The organism is uncultured Bacteroides sp. (genome assembly GCF_937912035.1).
Taxonomy (GTDB): domain Bacteria; phylum Bacteroidota; class Bacteroidia; order Bacteroidales; family Bacteroidaceae; genus Phocaeicola.
This window is the reverse complement of record NZ_CALDPF010000050.1, coordinates 57,589-74,310: the sequence shown is the minus strand read 5'-3', so window position 1 is coordinate 74,310 and position 16,722 is coordinate 57,589. Positions and strand designations below refer to the sequence as shown.

Annotated in this window: 11 protein-coding genes; 6 read left to right on the top strand and 5 right to left on the bottom strand. The window is 36.2% G+C overall.

Features of this window, described 5'->3' with window-relative positions; genetic code table 11:
* Window positions 1-237: 237 nt before the first annotated feature.
* Window positions 238-468 carry a DUF2007-related protein gene (locus Q0486_RS14235; protein WP_299234755.1) on the bottom strand — a complete coding sequence of 77 codons (231 nt, stop codon included), beginning with the start codon at window positions 466-468 and terminating at the stop codon, window positions 238-240.
* A gap of 214 nt (window positions 469-682) precedes the next feature.
* Here Q0486_RS14235 and Q0486_RS14230 point away from each other — a divergent pair, with 214 nt between their 5' ends.
* Complete coding sequence (locus Q0486_RS14230) at window positions 683-1,930, top strand: glutamate-5-semialdehyde dehydrogenase (RefSeq protein ID WP_299234753.1); 1,248 nt, start codon at window positions 683-685, stop codon at window positions 1,928-1,930.
* A 102-nt stretch (window positions 1,931-2,032) separates the two neighbouring features.
* Window positions 2,033-2,998, top strand: a complete 966-nt coding sequence (locus Q0486_RS14225; protein WP_299234750.1) for an acetylornithine carbamoyltransferase — start codon at window positions 2,033-2,035, stop codon at window positions 2,996-2,998.
* 82 nt (window positions 2,999-3,080) lie between these two features.
* Here the strand turns inward: Q0486_RS14225 and Q0486_RS14220 are convergent, their stop codons facing one another.
* The gene (locus tag Q0486_RS14220; RefSeq protein WP_299234747.1) at window positions 3,081-3,935 is read right to left on the bottom strand and encodes a hypothetical protein; all 855 of its coding nucleotides are present in this window, start codon (window positions 3,933-3,935) and stop codon (window positions 3,081-3,083) included.
* A gap of 5 nt (window positions 3,936-3,940) precedes the next feature.
* Window positions 3,941-4,636: a 16S rRNA (cytidine(1402)-2'-O)-methyltransferase gene (gene rsmI, locus Q0486_RS14215; protein WP_299234744.1), complete on the bottom strand. Its 696-nt coding sequence runs from the start codon at window positions 4,634-4,636 to the stop codon at window positions 3,941-3,943.
* Window positions 4,637-4,831: 195 nt separating this feature from the next.
* Here rsmI and Q0486_RS14210 point away from each other — a divergent pair, with 195 nt between their 5' ends.
* Window positions 4,832-5,956, top strand: coding sequence for an AI-2E family transporter (locus Q0486_RS14210; protein ID WP_299234742.1), 1,125 nt, complete (start codon window positions 4,832-4,834; stop codon window positions 5,954-5,956).
* 61 nt (window positions 5,957-6,017) lie between these two features.
* Here the strand turns inward: Q0486_RS14210 and Q0486_RS14205 are convergent, their stop codons facing one another.
* Window positions 6,018-7,376, bottom strand: a complete 1,359-nt coding sequence (locus Q0486_RS14205; RefSeq protein ID WP_299234739.1) for an MFS transporter — start codon at window positions 7,374-7,376, stop codon at window positions 6,018-6,020.
* A gap of 57 nt (window positions 7,377-7,433) precedes the next feature.
* On the bottom strand, window positions 7,434-9,026 hold the full coding sequence (locus tag Q0486_RS14200) for a DUF6377 domain-containing protein (protein WP_299234736.1): 1,593 nt from the start codon (window positions 9,024-9,026) through the stop codon (window positions 7,434-7,436).
* A gap of 249 nt (window positions 9,027-9,275) precedes the next feature.
* Here Q0486_RS14200 and Q0486_RS14195 point away from each other — a divergent pair, with 249 nt between their 5' ends.
* From Q0486_RS14195 to Q0486_RS14185, 3 genes are all read left to right on the top strand, one after another.
* The gene (locus Q0486_RS14195) at window positions 9,276-11,129 is read left to right on the top strand and encodes a glycoside hydrolase family 13 protein (RefSeq protein WP_299234733.1); all 1,854 of its coding nucleotides are present in this window, start codon (window positions 9,276-9,278) and stop codon (window positions 11,127-11,129) included.
* A 190-nt stretch (window positions 11,130-11,319) separates the two neighbouring features.
* Window positions 11,320-13,500, top strand: a complete 2,181-nt coding sequence (locus Q0486_RS14190) for a glycoside hydrolase family 97 protein (protein ID WP_299234730.1) — start codon at window positions 11,320-11,322, stop codon at window positions 13,498-13,500.
* A 186-nt stretch (window positions 13,501-13,686) separates the two neighbouring features.
* On the top strand, window positions 13,687-16,704 hold the full coding sequence (locus Q0486_RS14185; RefSeq protein ID WP_299234727.1) for a TonB-dependent receptor: 3,018 nt from the start codon (window positions 13,687-13,689) through the stop codon (window positions 16,702-16,704).
* The last annotated feature ends 18 nt before the right edge of the window (window positions 16,705-16,722 follow it).

Genomic DNA, 16,722 nt, shown 5'->3' with positions numbered 1-16,722 from the left:
CTTCGTCACGCCGATGGTACTGCATATTGTGGGAGAGTAGGTAGTCGCCGTTTTATAAGAGAGATCCCCGAGGTAGAGATACGTCGGGGATTCTTGCGTTTATACAGGTTATAAAATCAGGATCTGAGAAATCCAGAATAAACTCTTCTGAGAAGATGAATATTCACTAATAAGTTCCAGACATGGAATTACAATAAGATAAGTCTGAAATGATGTGATTGTGAAATAATAGGTTATTTATTGTTTTCTTTCTGCAATTAGTTTTCTTGCATAAACTTCCTCTTCTTTATTAACCATTACCAATACAGCTCCGCCCATTTCTGAGTATGGAGACGTAACTGCTGATAATGTTTCGTCTTTAATCATAGCCTGAACTCCTTCAGATTCCAATAGCCCTTTTACTAATTCAGCTTCCCAAAGGCTACCTTTGAAAACCTCCACTAATGCTTCATAATTGATGTCTGCCATAGTCATTGTTTTTAAACGGTTAGTAATACTAGGGTTAATAATCTCTGTCTTATTTCCAAAGTTAGTTTTTTTTCTTCTTAAATGCAAGAAAATAGTGTGAAACATTATATAGCATGATATAATTCGAATAATATCGAAGTTTTTTTAACTTAAATGGACATATTTCGAATATTAATCATATTTTTGCGAAAAATGGATTGAAAAACAGTTAATTATGGAACTTTATGAAACTTTTCAGGCTGTAAAGCTGGCTTCGCGTAAGTTAGCTTTACTTGATGTGAAATTAATCAATGAAATACTTGTAGCTGTTGCTGATGCTGCTATAGCCAATAATAAAGCGATTTTGGAGGCAAATTCAAAGGATTTGGATAGTATGGATATATCTGATCCTAAATATGACAGATTGAGGCTTACAGCCTCTAGAATTGACGATATAGCGTCAGATATAAAGAACGTATCGAAGCTTCCCTCGCCTTTAGGAAATGTCTTATACGAGGATGTGCGTCCGAATGGTTTGGTCTTGAAGAAGGTCAGTGTACCTTTCGGGGTAATAGGTATTATATATGAAGCACGTCCTAATGTTAGTTTTGATGTTTTCTCTTTATGTTTGAAGAGTGGTAATGCATGTATATTAAAAGGCGGAAGTGATGCTTATAATTCCAACAAAGCTATTGTTGATATAATTCATGGAGTGCTTGATAAATTCGGTGTTGACAGGAATATAGTCAGCTTGCTCCCACCGGACCGTGAAGCTACAGCAGAGCTGTTACATGCTAATGACTTTATTGATCTTATAATCCCGCGTGGCAGCAGTAATCTGATAAATTATGTCAGAAAAGAATCTACAGTTCCTGTAATTGAAACAGGAGCGGGAATATGTCATACTTATTTTGATCTTGCCGGTGATGTTAAAATAGGAACCGGCATTGTCAATAATGCAAAGACACGAAGGGTAAGCGTATGTAATGCTCTTGATTGTCTGTTGATACATTCTGACAGACTTGATGACTTACCAGAAATCTGTTCCATGCTATCGATAAGTAATGTTATCATTTATGCCGACAAGAATTCTTATGATGCTCTTAAAGGATTTTATCCACAGGAATTATTACATCATGCCACTCAGGAAAGTTTCGGTACAGAATTTCTTGATTACAAGATGTCCATTAAAACTGTCAGTTCCATTGACGAGGCAATAAACCACATATTTAAGTATAGTTCAAAACATAGTGAGTGCATTGTTACTGAGGATAACAGGGCAGCAGATTATTTTAAGAGAGCAGTAGATGCCGCCTGTGTATATGTCAATGCTCCGACATCATTTACCGATGGTGCCCAGTTTGGCTTGGGTGCTGAGATCGGTATCAGTACCCAGAAACTTCATGCCAGAGGCCCTATGGGACTGAGAGAAATCACTACATACAAATGGTTGATTGAAGGTAATGGGCAAATAAGAAAATAATTGTAATGGGAAATTTATGCAATAAAAGTATGCTAAAATAGAATATTATTGCATTTTTGTAGTATTTTTGTAGAGATAAACTAATTAATATACATAAACGTTATGAAAACATATACAAATGTATTCGATTTGGGAGACTTGAAAACAGCCTTGTCCGAAGCTTTTGAGATAAAGAAAGACCGTTATAAATATGAATCGTTGGGCAGGCATAAGACCTGTTTGCTGATATTCTTCAACAATAGTCTACGTACCCGCTTGAGCACACAGAAGGCAGCAAGAAATCTTGGTATGGATGTAATAGTGCTTGATGTTAATCAGGGAGCATGGAAGCTGGAGACAGAACGTGGTGTAGTAATGGATGGCGACAAGAGCGAACACTTGCTTGAAGCTATTCCAGTGATGGCATCTTATTGTGATATTATCGGCGTTCGTTCTTTTGCACAGTTTGAAAGCCGTACGGACGATTATACGGAAAAGATACTTAATCAGTTTATTCAGTATTCTGGTAAGCCGGTTTTCTCTATGGAGGCAGCTACAGGTCATCCGCTTCAGGCTTTTGCCGATTTGATTACCATTGAAGAGTACAAGAAGAAAGACCGTCCTAAAGTAGTTCTGACATGGGCTCCTCATCCAAAGGCTTTGCCTCAGGCAGTGCCAAATTCATTTGCCGATTTTATGAATGAGGCAGATGTTGATTTTGTGATAACTCATCCTGAAGGTTATGAGCTTGACCCTAAATTTGTCCGTGGCGCAAAAGTTGAATATAACCAGCTCAAAGCTTTCGAAGGTGCAGACTTTATTTATGCCAAGAACTGGGCATGTCCCGGAGTAACAAATCCAGAGAGCTATGGAAAAGTGTTGTCAAAGGATATGAGCTGGACTGTAGATGCTGCACACATGGCTGTGACAAATAATGCTTATTTTATGCATTGTTTGCCTGTACGAAGAAATATGATTGTAACAGACGATGTGATAGAGGCTCCAACTTCTCTTGTTATACCTGAAGCTGCAAACCGTGAGATTTCTGCCACTGTGGTATTAAAGAGAATGCTTAAGTCAATGGAATGATAAATAAGCCTTATAATATATAAAAATGGCATGCAGAATCATTTTAAAGTTCTGCATGCCATAATTTATTTATCAGATGTAATTATCTTACTTGAATAACCAGATATCTTGAAACGCTCCAGAAATTGTTAGGATTGGTTATCTCGAGAACGTATTGTCCCTTATCATCTTTTTCAAGTTTATAAGAACCTTCAGGATGAGTAGTCAGCAATTCAGCACGTTTAGAGTATAGTTTAATTACCTTATCTTTGCGAATGTCGATTTCTGTGAAATATTCCTTATTGAAATCATTATCTTTCAGAACGTCGCCACCTTTTAATATCTTCTGGTCTTTCAGTTCACTTTTTGTTCCGAAAACGTACCATGCAGTATTAAGAGCCTTGTCTTGAGCTGCAACTGTTTTGCTTTTTTCTTCATTTTCTGCAGACAACTGGTCAACATTCTTTGTAAGATCAGTAACAGCTTCGTCAAGTTCAGCTATTCTTATGTTCTTTGAAGCCAGCTCAGACTGAAGAGTTTCGATCTGTTGTTGCTTGGCAGCTAGTTCAGCTGTAAGATTTTCAAGAGCACGTTTGAGCTGTGCACTTTTATAATTACTATTTTTCAGTTGTTTTTCCAGTTCTGCAATTTTTTCTCTGTTGTCTTTCAGTTTCTGGCTGATAAATCTGATATCATCCTTGATTTTATTGGCAGCAGACTGACTTTCTATTGCACCGCCATTAAGGTCAACTCTGTTTTCAGCTTCGTTTATTTCGCGAAAACCTTCTTGTATTTCATTGAATGCCCCCATAATCTCGTCCAATTCGGCATTGCGGTTAGACAATTCAGACATTAATGAATCGTTTTGCGCTTGTAGCGCATCCTTTTTTTGACCAAGATTGTTGCATGAAGCCAGTAATGCTGCAAAACACAATGAGGTTAATACTACTTTTTTCATAATTATTACTGTTTAGAGTTATTCTTTTGTTCTTCTTTGCCTCCCAGTACTATAACTATTTCACCTCTTGGTTCTATCTCGGTGAAATGGTTTATTACTTCTTCCAGTGTCCCTCTGACGCTCTCTTCATGAAGCTTTGAGATTTCGCGACACACTGATACAGGCCGTTCTTTTCCGAAAATTTCAGCAAATTGGGTCAGTGTTTTAAGTAATCGGTATGGAGATTCGTAGAATATCATTGTACGACTTTCGTCAACCAGTGAGTTTAGCCTTGTCATTCTACCTTTTTTTTGAGGCAGAAATCCTTCGAAACAGAAACGTTCGTTAGGTAGTCCTGAAGAAACTATGGCCGGTACGAAAGCTGTTGCTCCTGGAAGGCACTGTACTTCTATTCCGTTTCGAACACATTCTCGTACTACTAGAAATCCTGGATCGGAAATCCCCGGTGTTCCAGCATCTGATATCAGAGCTATGGTTTCGCCAGCCTTTATTCTTGATACAATGTGTTCTACTGTTTGATGTTCGTTGAATTTGTGATGAGACTGCATTGAATTCTTAATCTCAAAATGTTTTAAGAGAATTCCCGAAGTTCGTGTATCTTCAGCCAGAATCAGATCTGCTTCTTTCAATACACGAATTGCCCGTAAAGTCATATCTTCCAAGTTTCCTACAGGTGTAGGCACTACATATAGTTTACCCATATTTCTGTTTTTGACGTCGTTCGTAGCAAAGGTAGAAAGTTTTTGGTCTTTAAGGTGATTTTGTGTTAATATTTAACAGAAGTTGTATTTTAAAAGCTCTATTATAATGATTACCACTAATTTTGGAGTTTAATTATTAGAATTTACAAACAAGAATTGTATTTTTGCATATATGCAAATAAAAGAAAATACTTTATGAATGGTCAAAAGAAAATAACGTTTGACAGCTTTATCCGTGGAGTATTGGGTGGGGTTGTTTTTATTGCAGTATTATATCTGCTTAATAGGCTTAGTGGTGTGCTTCTACCTTTCTTTATTGCCTGGATAATAGCTTATCTTATGTATCCTATGGTAAAGTTCTATCAAGATAAACTAAGAATAAAGAACAGGGCATTGGCTATTTTTCTAGTGATGTTGAGCATTATTGTTTTGTTGACAGGAGCATTTTATCTGATTGTTCCGCCTATGGTTGAGGAGTGTGTAAAACTGAAATCTTTACTGGAGATATATTTCTCGGAAGGAGGAAAGTTTACTTCTATACCTAAAGATTTGACTGAGTTCTTACATGATAATGTCAATTGGCAATGGGTACAGGAAAAATTAAATTCTGAAAATTTTGTTGATGCATTAAAAAGTGTTCTACCGAAAATGTGGTCATTATTGTCTACTTCATACAATATTGTATTGACAATATTTACATTGTTCATTGTTTTACTGTATCTGTTTTTCATATTATTGGATTATGAAGAAATTGCCGAAGGGTGGGTTACACTATTACCAGCAAAACACAGAGGAATGGTAATGGGAGTAATAGAAGACATTAAAGATAGTATGAATAAGTATTTTCGTGGACAGTCACTTGTGGCATTTTGCGTAGGAATATTGTTCAGTATCGGTTTTCTTATAATTGATTTTCCTTTGGCAATAGGTTTGGGAATGTTTATAGGCTTGCTTAATATGGTCCCTTATCTTCAGATTATAGGTTTTGTTCCTACAGTGATATTAGCTCTGTTGAAGGCTGCTGATACTGGAGAAAGTTTTTGGGTAATTTTAGGACTTGCGCTTTTAGTATTTTGTGTGGTACAGGCTATTCAGGATATGTATATTGTCCCTAAGGTAATGGGCAAGATAACAGGATTGAATCCTGCCATTATATTATTGTCGTTGTCTGTATGGGGCTCATTGATGGGTATGCTAGGTATGATTATAGCGCTACCTTGTACGACGTTATTGCTTTCGTATTACCAACGGTATATAAAAAATAATGATTTGATTTATATGCAAGGGAAAGATAAATCCTCTGAAGATATTACTGAGTGAGATATTAAAGGCATAAATGACAATAATGGTCATTTGTGCCTTTTAAAGTAAAGTATAAGCTTTATTCTTTCTCTTTTATGATTCCTACAGATAAAGCTCCAATGATAAGAAGTATTCCTGCCAATACAAGCATGTTTACTTCCGGAGGAACGCTTCCTGGAGAAGTGAACATTTTCAGAATCCATCCTCCTGCTAATGCTGCTATAATTTGGGGGATACATATTGTACAGTTGAAGAGTCCCAGATATGTTCCCATGTGACCTCCTGTCAATGCGTTTGTAAGGATTGTAAAAGGAAGTGCCAGCATAGCAGCCCAAGCACAACCTATTAAAAGAAATGATACAAAAAGTCCATATTGGTTATTTATAAACATAATTGATATAAATCCTATTCCTCCAAGTACAAGACTTAGCGAATAAGCCAGTTTACGATTCTTTATCAAGGGTAATACTGTGGCCCATATAACGGAACCTATAGCTTGCACGGCAAATAGAATCCCCACCCAGTCACCAGCATTCTGATATTGGTATGACTGTGTGTCAAGCACCAGACTTTTAATTCCCTCTTTTGTTATTTCTACTGAAGGCGTGTCAAACACTCCTGCTGCAACCGTTCCGTTTGTGTAAGTCCACATGAACATAAATGCAGCCCAACAGAAAAATTGTACAAGGCCTACTGTCCAAAATGCTTTTGGAGCTTTCACCAGAAGTTTAAATACATTTGTTTTTTCTTCTTTTTGTTCGTTGTTTATTCCATGGTATTCTGCATATAGTTGTGGTGGATATTCCTTGACTTTTATTGTAGTGTAAATTACACACATAATAAGTATGGCTGCTCCTATATAGAACGAATATATCACAGAATCAGGAATCACTCCTTTTGGAGCTATATTGCTTATACCTATGGCCGAGAAAATGAACGGAAATAAATAACCAGCAAGGCTACCGGCATTACAAAGGAAACTTTGGATTGAGTATGCCAGTCCCTTCTGTTTTTCGTTTACCATGTCACCAACCATCATTTTGAACGGTTGCATGGCAATATTTATTGAAGTATCAAGAAACATTAACGAAAGCAGACCAAAAATCATGGCTGCTGATACAGACATGCCAAAACTTCCGGCATTAGGCAACAGGCACATAACCATAACTGCTATAATTGCTCCGATAAACAGATATGGAATTCTTCGCCCGAAACGACACCAAGTTTTGTCGCTCAAGGCGCCTATGATTGGCTGTACGATGATTCCTGCCAATGGGGGCAGAATCCAGAAATAACTAAGACTGTGAGGGTCTGCTCCTAGTGTGGAGAAAATCCTACTGATATTAGCACTTTGTAATGCATATGCAATCTGCACACCAAAGAATCCGAAACTTATATTCCATAGTTTCCAGAAACTCAAATCAGGTATTTTTTTCATGATATAGTTATATGTTTTATTATTATTTTGGTCTATAGGTTAATGAAATATGATTGATTATAAGTTCATAACATCCTGTTCAAATCTGTCTTTGTCTCCTTTGGCTTTGTTCCTGATTTTGCTTCTATAATTGTATACTGTTGCCAGTGAGTACCCTAGAAAATGTGCTATACGATTTGCATCTGTCACTCCCAGTCTTATCAAGGCAAATATTCTTAGTTCCGTATTCAGATGTTCATCCTTTTTGGGGTATATTTTACCATCATCCGTAAGCAGATTATTAAAGTCTTCTACGAAATTTGGAAAAAGATCCAGAAATGAACGGTCAAATTCATCGTAGAATAGCTTTCTTTCGTCTCGTATGAATTCTTCAGACCGTATAGTCTTGAACAGTTGGTCTATTTTAGATGCCATTGCAAGCTTTTCAAGTGAACGTCTGTATTGTTCCAGTTTTTCAAGATATACAACGCATCGGTCCAGATATTTAGCTATATATACTTCCTTTATTTTACCTGTTTGGGCAAGATTTCTATTAGCTTCAACAAGTTTCTTGTTGGCCTTGTACAGATTTCTTCTCATAATAGATAGTTTCTTCATCCAATAGTAAAGGTAGAAAGTTGCTATTATAAGAAGAAAGGCTAATACACTTATACCAATAAGCAGTCGTCTTGTCGCATTTTGTTTTTCAGCTTCTTTTTTTTGGTATGCATTATCTATGATAGGATATATTTGCGTTACCTCAAGAAATCGTAGTCTTGCATTGGCAGCTACTGCATCTTCCATGGAACATGACAAGTAATTGTAAGCTCTGTCCAGATTCCCTTGATGATACATAAGTAATGCCAGTTTCTGTAGCGAAGCATATTCACGTTCTGCCATCTTTATATCCATTATTGCTGTATTTGCAAGATACTTTATTTGGCTTGATGTGTCTCCTATTGCTTCATAAGCATCTGATAAAGTATAGTTCACATATACCTTTCGTTTTAAGTTTATTGAATCTGACAACAACGGTAACAAAGCTTTTATAGCATTCCTATAGTCACCGTCATGAATCATTCTTTCGGCTTGATTTATTTTGAAGTTAATGTCTGTTATTCCCAGTTGTGAAATGGAATCTCTGTAAATTTCAGTTTTTAAGGAATAACATTTGCTGGCATTGTCGTCAGCAGTATAATCTGCAAGCCATCCGTAGTATGCTCTGCGAGTTCTATAGTAATATCCTAAAAGTCCTTTATTGGTTATATTGGCTTTATTAACCTTGTCAAGTTCATTTTTAGCCTCATTATACATTCCCATAACTCCGAATACTTCAGCTCTGTTTATTAGTATTTCGTCTTCAAGTTCCGGATTGTTAAGCAACGGAAAGTATTTGTGCTTCATATTAATATAATATAATGATGAATCTGCCTGATAATGCAAGTATTCATAGAAAAGAGCGCCACTAATGTTATATTTTTCACTTATATCATTAGAACGCTTGAGACTGTCCTTTAATTGGGATAACTTCTCTTCTCTCAGATTATGATAATATTTTTTGTTTGAAATTACTTTATCGAGTTCTTTCAACAACTTTTCATTTTCTGGATTGGCTTTTAAAATCGTAGGTATAATAAGAATATAAATTAGTATTATAAATATGTTTTTCATGACATTTAATTTAGAGCTGATACAAAAATATGTTTTTTTATCTATAAGTACAAAAACGCGAGTGTTATTTTATCGACATTTAAATATGTTTTTATTTATATTTTTTGTGTGATATACATTGAGTAATATATTTAATATCAATGATTTATATGCTCAATATGTTTATATTTTTTATTATGCTGATAATAAAGTATCCACAATAATCTTAAATTTGCAATATATCAATATTTAAATGTAAAAATCAATATCATGAAACAAACACTGTTAACCGTTATGGCTGTATTGTCATTATTATTTCCTTTTTCTTCAAAATCGTATGCGGTAATTAAGAAGGTTGCACCTACATTCTGGTGGGCCGGAATGAAAAACTCGGAATTACAAGTTTTGCTTTACGGCGATGACATATCTTCTTCCGAAGTCTCCATTTCCAGTAAAAATATTTATCTGAAGGAAATAGTCAGACAGTCCAATTCCAATTATCTTATCATTTATCTTGACCTGAATGATGCTAAGGCACAGAAGTTTGATATAATACTTAAGAATGGTCGCAAGGTAACTAAAGTTCCGTACGAACTGAAAGAGCGTACACGTAAAGGCTCGGATATAGAAGGATTTACTTCAAGTGATGTTCTTTATCTTATAATGCCGGACAGATTTGCAAACGGAAATCCTGAAAACGATGTAGTGCCTGGAATGTTGGAAAATAAAGTTGACCGAAATGAACAGTATGCCCGTCATGGTGGAGATTTTAAAGGTATATCAGAACATTTGGACTATATATCTGATCTTGGTGTGACAGCTGTCTGGCTTAATCCTACACAGGAAAACGACATGAAAGATGGCTCGTATCATGGATATGCCATAACTGATTACTATCAGATAGACAGACGTTTTGGTAGTAACGAAGAGTTCCTTCAATTGGTAAACGAGGCTCACGGTAAAGGATTGAAAGTTGTTATGGATATGATTTTCAATCATTGCGGAAGTGAAAACTATCTGTTCAAGGACAGACCTCAGGATGATTGGTTTAATTTCCGTTCCAATTATGTACAGACATCGTTTAAGACAGCAAGCGTAATGGATATTCATGCTTCTGATTATGAAAAGGCCATAGCTACAGACGGATGGTTTACTCAGGTTATGCCTGATTTGAATCAGAGAAACCGTCACGTTGCCCGTTATCTTATCCAGAGCAGTATATGGTGGATAGAATATGCAGGAATCAACGGAATACGTCAGGACACTCATCCATATGCTGATTATGATTTTATGTCAACATGGTGCAAGGAGGTTCTTGAAGAATATCCTCATTTCAATATCGTAGGCGAAACATGGCTAAATAGCAATGTTCTTGTTTCTTATTGGCAGAAAGACAGCAAGCTTGCCGCTCCTAAGAACTCAAATCTTCCTACAGTGATGGATTTTCCTCTTACAGATCTTATGACAAAAGCTTTTGATGAGGAAACTACCGAATGGTCAGGCGGTCTTTACAGATTATATGATTACCATACTCAGGATTTCGTATATGCCAATCCTATGAGCCTTTTGACATTCCTTGATAATCATGATACATCTCGTTTCTGTAAGAATGAAGAAGATTCAAAAAACATCACACGTTATAAACAGGCAATAACATATTTGCTAACAACAAGAGGAATTCCTCAAATATATTACGGAACGGAAATCCTTATGGCAGCCGATAAGAGTGAAGGAGACGGATATCTGCGTCGTGATTTTCCTGGTGGATGGAAAGGAGATAAAGTAAACTGTTTTACACGTGAGGGTAGAACAGAACTTCAGAACGAAGCATTCGATTATACTCGTAAGCTTTTGAATTTCAGAAAAGGTAACGAGGCTATATGTAAAGGTACGATGAAACATTTCGCTATACGTAATGGAATTTATGTATATGAAAGAAAGTATAATGACAGCTCTGTAGTAGTTGTTATGAATGGAACAGACGAAAATCAGACTTTAAATCTAGCACCATATAAGGAAGTACTTCCGAAATCTGAGGCAACTGACTTTATTACAGGAAAAAAAGTGGCTTTAAATGATGAATTACTTCTTGAAAAACGTGGAATACTACTTTTGACCTTCTAAAAATCATTTATAAAATCAGTTATTGCTATATAGATATAAATGTCATATAATCAGATGTTTATGTAATATTTTCTGCAATATGACATTTATATTTTATTTCTAAATCAAGAAAAGCGTTACTAAGAACCATACTTTTGCAGCAGAGAGTTTTTCTAACCTGAAATTTTAAAACTTAAATACCTGAAAAGCTATGAACCTTAAAAGTTTTTTTTCATTAACATCATGTATTTGTTTCGCTATGGCAGTGAATGCCCAGAAACTTACTTCGCCTGATGGTAATTTTGTTATGAATTTTAGTCTCAGTCCTGAGGGGGCACCGGTTTATGAACTTTCTTATAAAGATAAGCCGGTTATTAAGCCAAGCACATTGGGACTTGAACTTAAAAAAGAAGATGCAAATAAGAAGACAACTTTCGAATGGACGGAACGTACAGACAAAGATCAGCTTGACGCAAAAACCAATCTTATGACTGGTTTTAAAATAAAAGATACAAGTACTTCCACTTTTGATGAGACTTGGAGTCCTGTTTGGGGAGAAGAAAAAGAAATTCGCAATAACTATAACGAACTGGCTGTTACGCTTGACCAGCCGTCAAACGACCGTTACATAGTAATACGTTTCCGCTTGTTTAACGATGGTTTAGGCTTCCGCTATGAGTTCCCTCAGCAGAAGAATCTTAATTATTTCATTATCAAGGAAGAACATTCTCAGTTTGCAATGGCTGGAGACCATACGGCTTTCTGGATTCCGGGAGATTATGATACTCAGGAATATGATTACACTACATCACGTCTGAGTGAAATCCGTGGAAAAATGAAAGACGCAATCACTCCTAATTCATCTCAGTATGTATTCTCGCCTACAGGAGTTCAGACAGCTCTTATGATGAAAACTGATGATGGTCTGTATATTAATCTTCATGAAGCAGCATTGGTGGATTATTCATGCATGCACCTTAATCTTGATGACAAGAATATGATTTTCGAATCATGGCTTACACCTGATGCCAGAGGTGATAAAGGTCACATGCAGACTCCATGTGTATCTCCTTGGCGTACTGTGATTGCAAGTGATGATGCACGTAATATATTGGCTGCTCGTGTTACATTAAACCTTAATGAACCATGTAAGATAGAAGATACATCATGGATACATCCTGTGAAGTATGTAGGCGTATGGTGGGATATGATTACCGGAAAAGGTTCATGGGCTTATACTGATGAAGTTCCTAGCGTCAAACTTGGAATTACAGATTATAAACAGACAAAACCTAACGGAAAACATTCTGCCAATACAGAAAATGTGAAGAAATACATTGACTTTGCAGCTGCACACGGATTTGATGCAGTACTTGTTGAAGGATGGAATGAAGGATGGGAAGACTGGTTTGGCAAAACAAAAGATTATGTGTTTGATTTCGTAACTCCTTATCCAGACTTTGATGTGAAAGAGCTTCACCGTTATGCAGCCGGCAAGGGTGTTAAAATGATGATGCACCATGAAACATCTTCTTCTGTAAGAAACTATGAACGCCACATGGACAAGGCCTATCAGTTTATGGTAGATAACGGATATAACTCTGTAAAGAGTGGATACGTGGGCGATATTATTCCTCGTGGAGAACATCATTACGGACAGTGGATGGTTGACCACTATCTTTACGCAGTTAAAAAGGCTGCCGACTATAAAATTATGGTAAATGCTCATGAAGCAGTACGTCCTACAGGTTTGTGCCGTACATATCCTAATTTGATTGGTAATGAGTCAGCTCGTGGAACAGAATATGAATCATTCGGTGGAAGTAATGTAAATCATACCACTATACTTCCTTTCACTCGTCTGATAGGAGGCCCTATGGATTATACTCCTGGTATATTTGAGCTTGATTGCAGTAAGATGAATCCTACAAATACATCTCGCGTACGCAGTACATTGGTACGTCAGTTGGCACTTTATGTCACTATGTACAGTCCTCTCCAGATGGCAGCAGATATTCCTGAGAACTATGAACGCTTTATGGATGCTTTCCAGTTTATTAAGGATGTGGCTATAGACTGGGACGAAAGCCGTTACCTTGAAGCTGAACCGGGTGAATACATTACTATTGCACGTCGTGCCAAAGGTACAGACGACTGGTATGTAGGATGTACAGCCGGATATAACGGACACAAATCCGATCTTAAACTTGATTTCCTGACTCCAGACAAGAAATATGAGGCTATTATATATGCTGATGCAAAAGGAATATCTTGGGATAATAATCCACAGGCATATACCATCACCAAGAAAAAAGTGACAAACAAGTCAAAACTTAAACTTACTGCAGGTGTGGGTGGTGGTTATGCCATATCAATTAAAGAAATCAAATAGTCATACAAAATCTGAATAATATATTTTTGAAGGTAAAAACAAGGTTTATACAGTTGCTTAAAGGTAGGAATAACCTATTAGGTATTGTAAAATCAAAATATGAAAGATGTTTTTATTAGGGTAAATCTAAGTTTTCAATAGGTATATTTTATTTAGGCTATTTATTAACACTTAATTAAATAACAAATGAAAAGTAAAATCTTAAATTCTAATGGAAAGTTCCTGCTATTATGTTTGGTAGGAATGCTGATGGCTGTACAAGGCTTTGCACAAGCTATAACAGTCAATGGTATTGTGAAAGACAAGACTGGAGAACCCGTAATTGGTGCAAATGTAATTGTAAAAGGTACAACAAATGGTACAATCACTGATTTTGACGGTGTTTTCACTCTTCAGGCTAATAAAGGAGATATTATAGTAATTTCGTTTATAGGCTATCAGCCTCAGGAACTTCCTGCAGCTGAACAGATGAATGTTATTTTACAAGATGATACTCAATTGTTGGAAGATGTTGTGGTTATTGGTTATGGTACAGCAAAGAAAAATGACCTTACAGGTTCGGTTACAGCAATTAAGCCGGACGAAATGAATAGAGGATTGGTAACCAATGCACAAGACATGATGCAAGGTAAGATTGCAGGTGTTAGTGTAATATCTGATGGTGGTACACCAGGTGGTGGTTCAACAATACGTATTCGTGGTGGATCTTCATTAAATGCTTCTAATAACCCTTTGATAGTTATTGATGGTTTTGCAATGGATGATAAGGGGGTGCAAGGTCTTTCAAACCCACTTTCAATGGTCAATCCAAATGATATTGAGAGTTTTACAGTATTGAAGGATGCTTCTGCCACTGCTATCTATGGTTCTCGTGCTTCTAATGGTGTAATCATTATAACTACAAAGAAAGGTTCTAAATCAGGAAAAGTTAAAGTTTCGTATAACGGAAACGTTTCTTTGAGTAATGTTAAAGAAACTTTGGACGTAATGGATGGTAATGAATATCGTGAATTCATTGCAGGTATTTATGGTAAGGACAGCGAACAGTATGGAAAGTTGGGTTCTGCCAATACAGACTGGCAGGATCAGATCTATCGTGCAGCATGGAGTACTGACCACAATGTAACTGCAGCTGGTAATATCAAAGGTGCACCTTTCCGTGTTTCTTTTGGTTATACTAATCAAAACGGTATTATCAAGACATCTAATTTTGAACGTTATACAGGTTCATTTAGTATTGCACCTACATTCTTTGATGATCATCTTAAAATTAATGCCAATCTTAAAGGTATGATTGCAAAGAACAGATATGCAGACGGTGGTGTAGTAGGAGCAGCTGCTACATTTGATCCAACTCAATCCATATATAATAATGATCCTGATTATGTAACTTCTTTTGGTGGGTATTTCCAGTGGACAGGAAACAATGAGTACAACGACTCATCATGGCCTTTGGCATATAACTCATTGGCACAACAGAATCCGGTAGCTACTTTGGAATTTCAAAATAACCGTGCCACTTCCAAATCATTGATCGGAAACATTGAATTGGATTATAAATTCCATTTTATGCCTGAATTTAATTTCCACGTTAATGCAGGTATGGATTTATCAACCGGTAAACAGACTAATGATATAGATCCTCGCTCAGCTAGCAATAACTATTATGGAAGACATAGTTTTGATGTAATAGATAAATCTAATATGTTGCTTACATCTTATTTACAATATTCTAAAGAATTGAAGAACCATGACATAAGCGTGATGGGAGGTTATGAATGGCAGCATTTCTATAGAGAAGGTACAAGCGATAGTTGGGGATTTTATCAGGCTACAAACAATAATACTGAACTTGCAGGACAAAAGTATGACGTGAAGACTAATGAATGGGCAAACGAAAGTTACCTCGTATCTTTCTTCGGACGTGCCAATTATACTCTTCTAGACAGATATATGCTTACAGCAACAGTACGTGCCGATGGCTCTTCTAAATTTAATAAGAATAACAGATGGGGTACATTCCCTTCATTTGCTTTTGCATGGAGAATTAATGAAGAAGCTTTTGCTAAGAAATATGATTGGATGTCTGATTGGAAGCTCCGTTTAGGATGGGGTATTACTGGTCAACAGGAAGGTATTAGTGAATACAGTTACTTTGTTTCATATGTTGAAAATAAAGAACACGCATATTACCCTATAATCGGTGATGGATCATTGTCAAGACCTAATGCTTATAATACAAATCTTACATGGGAAAAAACTACTACATGGAATGCTGGTATGGATTTTGGAATCTTGAATGGTAGATTTACTTCTTCTATTGATTTTTATAAACGTCAGACGAGAGATTTGCTTCAGACTGTAAACGTAGCTGCTGGTTCTAACTTTAAAAATACAGTTTTGAGTAACGTCGGTACGTTAGAGAATACAGGTATTGAATTTACTATAGGTGGAAAAGTTATTCAGACCAATGATTTCATTTGGGATTTGAGTTATAACTTGACATGGAATAAGAATGAGATTACCGAGCTTACGACAGGTGATCAGGAAGGATACTATATCGCTACTGGTGGTATTTCCGGTGGAACAGGTAATACAGTTCAGGCTCATTCAGTAGGACATCCTGCTAATTCTTTCTATGTATATCAGCAAGTATATGATGAAAAGGGTATGCCTATCGAAAATACATATGTCGATCGTAATGGTGATGGTATAATAAGTGATCAAGATAGATATTTCTATAAGAAACCTGCTGCTGATGTATTGATGGGATTATCATCAAAGATGATATATAAGAATTGGGATTTCAGTTTTACTCTTCGTGCTAGTTTAAATAATTATGTATTTAACAATGTAGAGTCTAATAACTCAAACATAGGTAAGGCTGCTGTTTATGCACAATCTGGATTCTTTACCAACTATGCAAAGCCGCATTTGGAGAAAAATTTCCAAGGTATAGGAAACTATTTTATGTCAGACTATTTTGTTCAGAATGCATCATTCTTGAAGTGTGATAATATAACTTTGGGATATTCTTTCAATAATCTTATTGGTAAGTTGGGAGGTAGAGTTTATGCTACTGTACAGAATGTGTTTACCATTACAAAATATAAAGGACTTGATCCTGAAGTGAGCGGTGGTATTGATAATAACATTTATCCACGTCCTTTGGTTTCAATGATTGGATTAAGCCTTAATTTCTAATAACTTAACTTAAAAAGG

Coding starts and splice junctions, on each gene's coding strand:
- Q0486_RS14235 (WP_299234755.1), bottom strand. CDS start 468: ATGGCAGACATCAATTATGAAGCATTAGTGGAGGTTTTCAAAGGTAGC.
- Q0486_RS14230 (WP_299234753.1), top strand. CDS start 683: ATGGAACTTTATGAAACTTTTCAGGCTGTAAAGCTGGCTTCGCGTAAG.
- Q0486_RS14225 (WP_299234750.1), top strand. CDS start 2,033: ATGAAAACATATACAAATGTATTCGATTTGGGAGACTTGAAAACAGCC.
- Q0486_RS14220 (WP_299234747.1), bottom strand. CDS start 3,935: ATGAAAAAAGTAGTATTAACCTCATTGTGTTTTGCAGCATTACTGGCT.
- rsmI (WP_299234744.1), bottom strand. CDS start 4,636: ATGGGTAAACTATATGTAGTGCCTACACCTGTAGGAAACTTGGAAGAT.
- Q0486_RS14210 (WP_299234742.1), top strand. CDS start 4,832: ATGAATGGTCAAAAGAAAATAACGTTTGACAGCTTTATCCGTGGAGTA.
- Q0486_RS14205 (WP_299234739.1), bottom strand. CDS start 7,376: ATGAAAAAAATACCTGATTTGAGTTTCTGGAAACTATGGAATATAAGT.
- Q0486_RS14200 (WP_299234736.1), bottom strand. CDS start 9,026: ATGAAAAACATATTTATAATACTAATTTATATTCTTATTATACCTACG.
- Q0486_RS14195 (WP_299234733.1), top strand. CDS start 9,276: ATGAAACAAACACTGTTAACCGTTATGGCTGTATTGTCATTATTATTT.
- Q0486_RS14190 (WP_299234730.1), top strand. CDS start 11,320: ATGAACCTTAAAAGTTTTTTTTCATTAACATCATGTATTTGTTTCGCT.
- Q0486_RS14185 (WP_299234727.1), top strand. CDS start 13,687: ATGAAAAGTAAAATCTTAAATTCTAATGGAAAGTTCCTGCTATTATGT.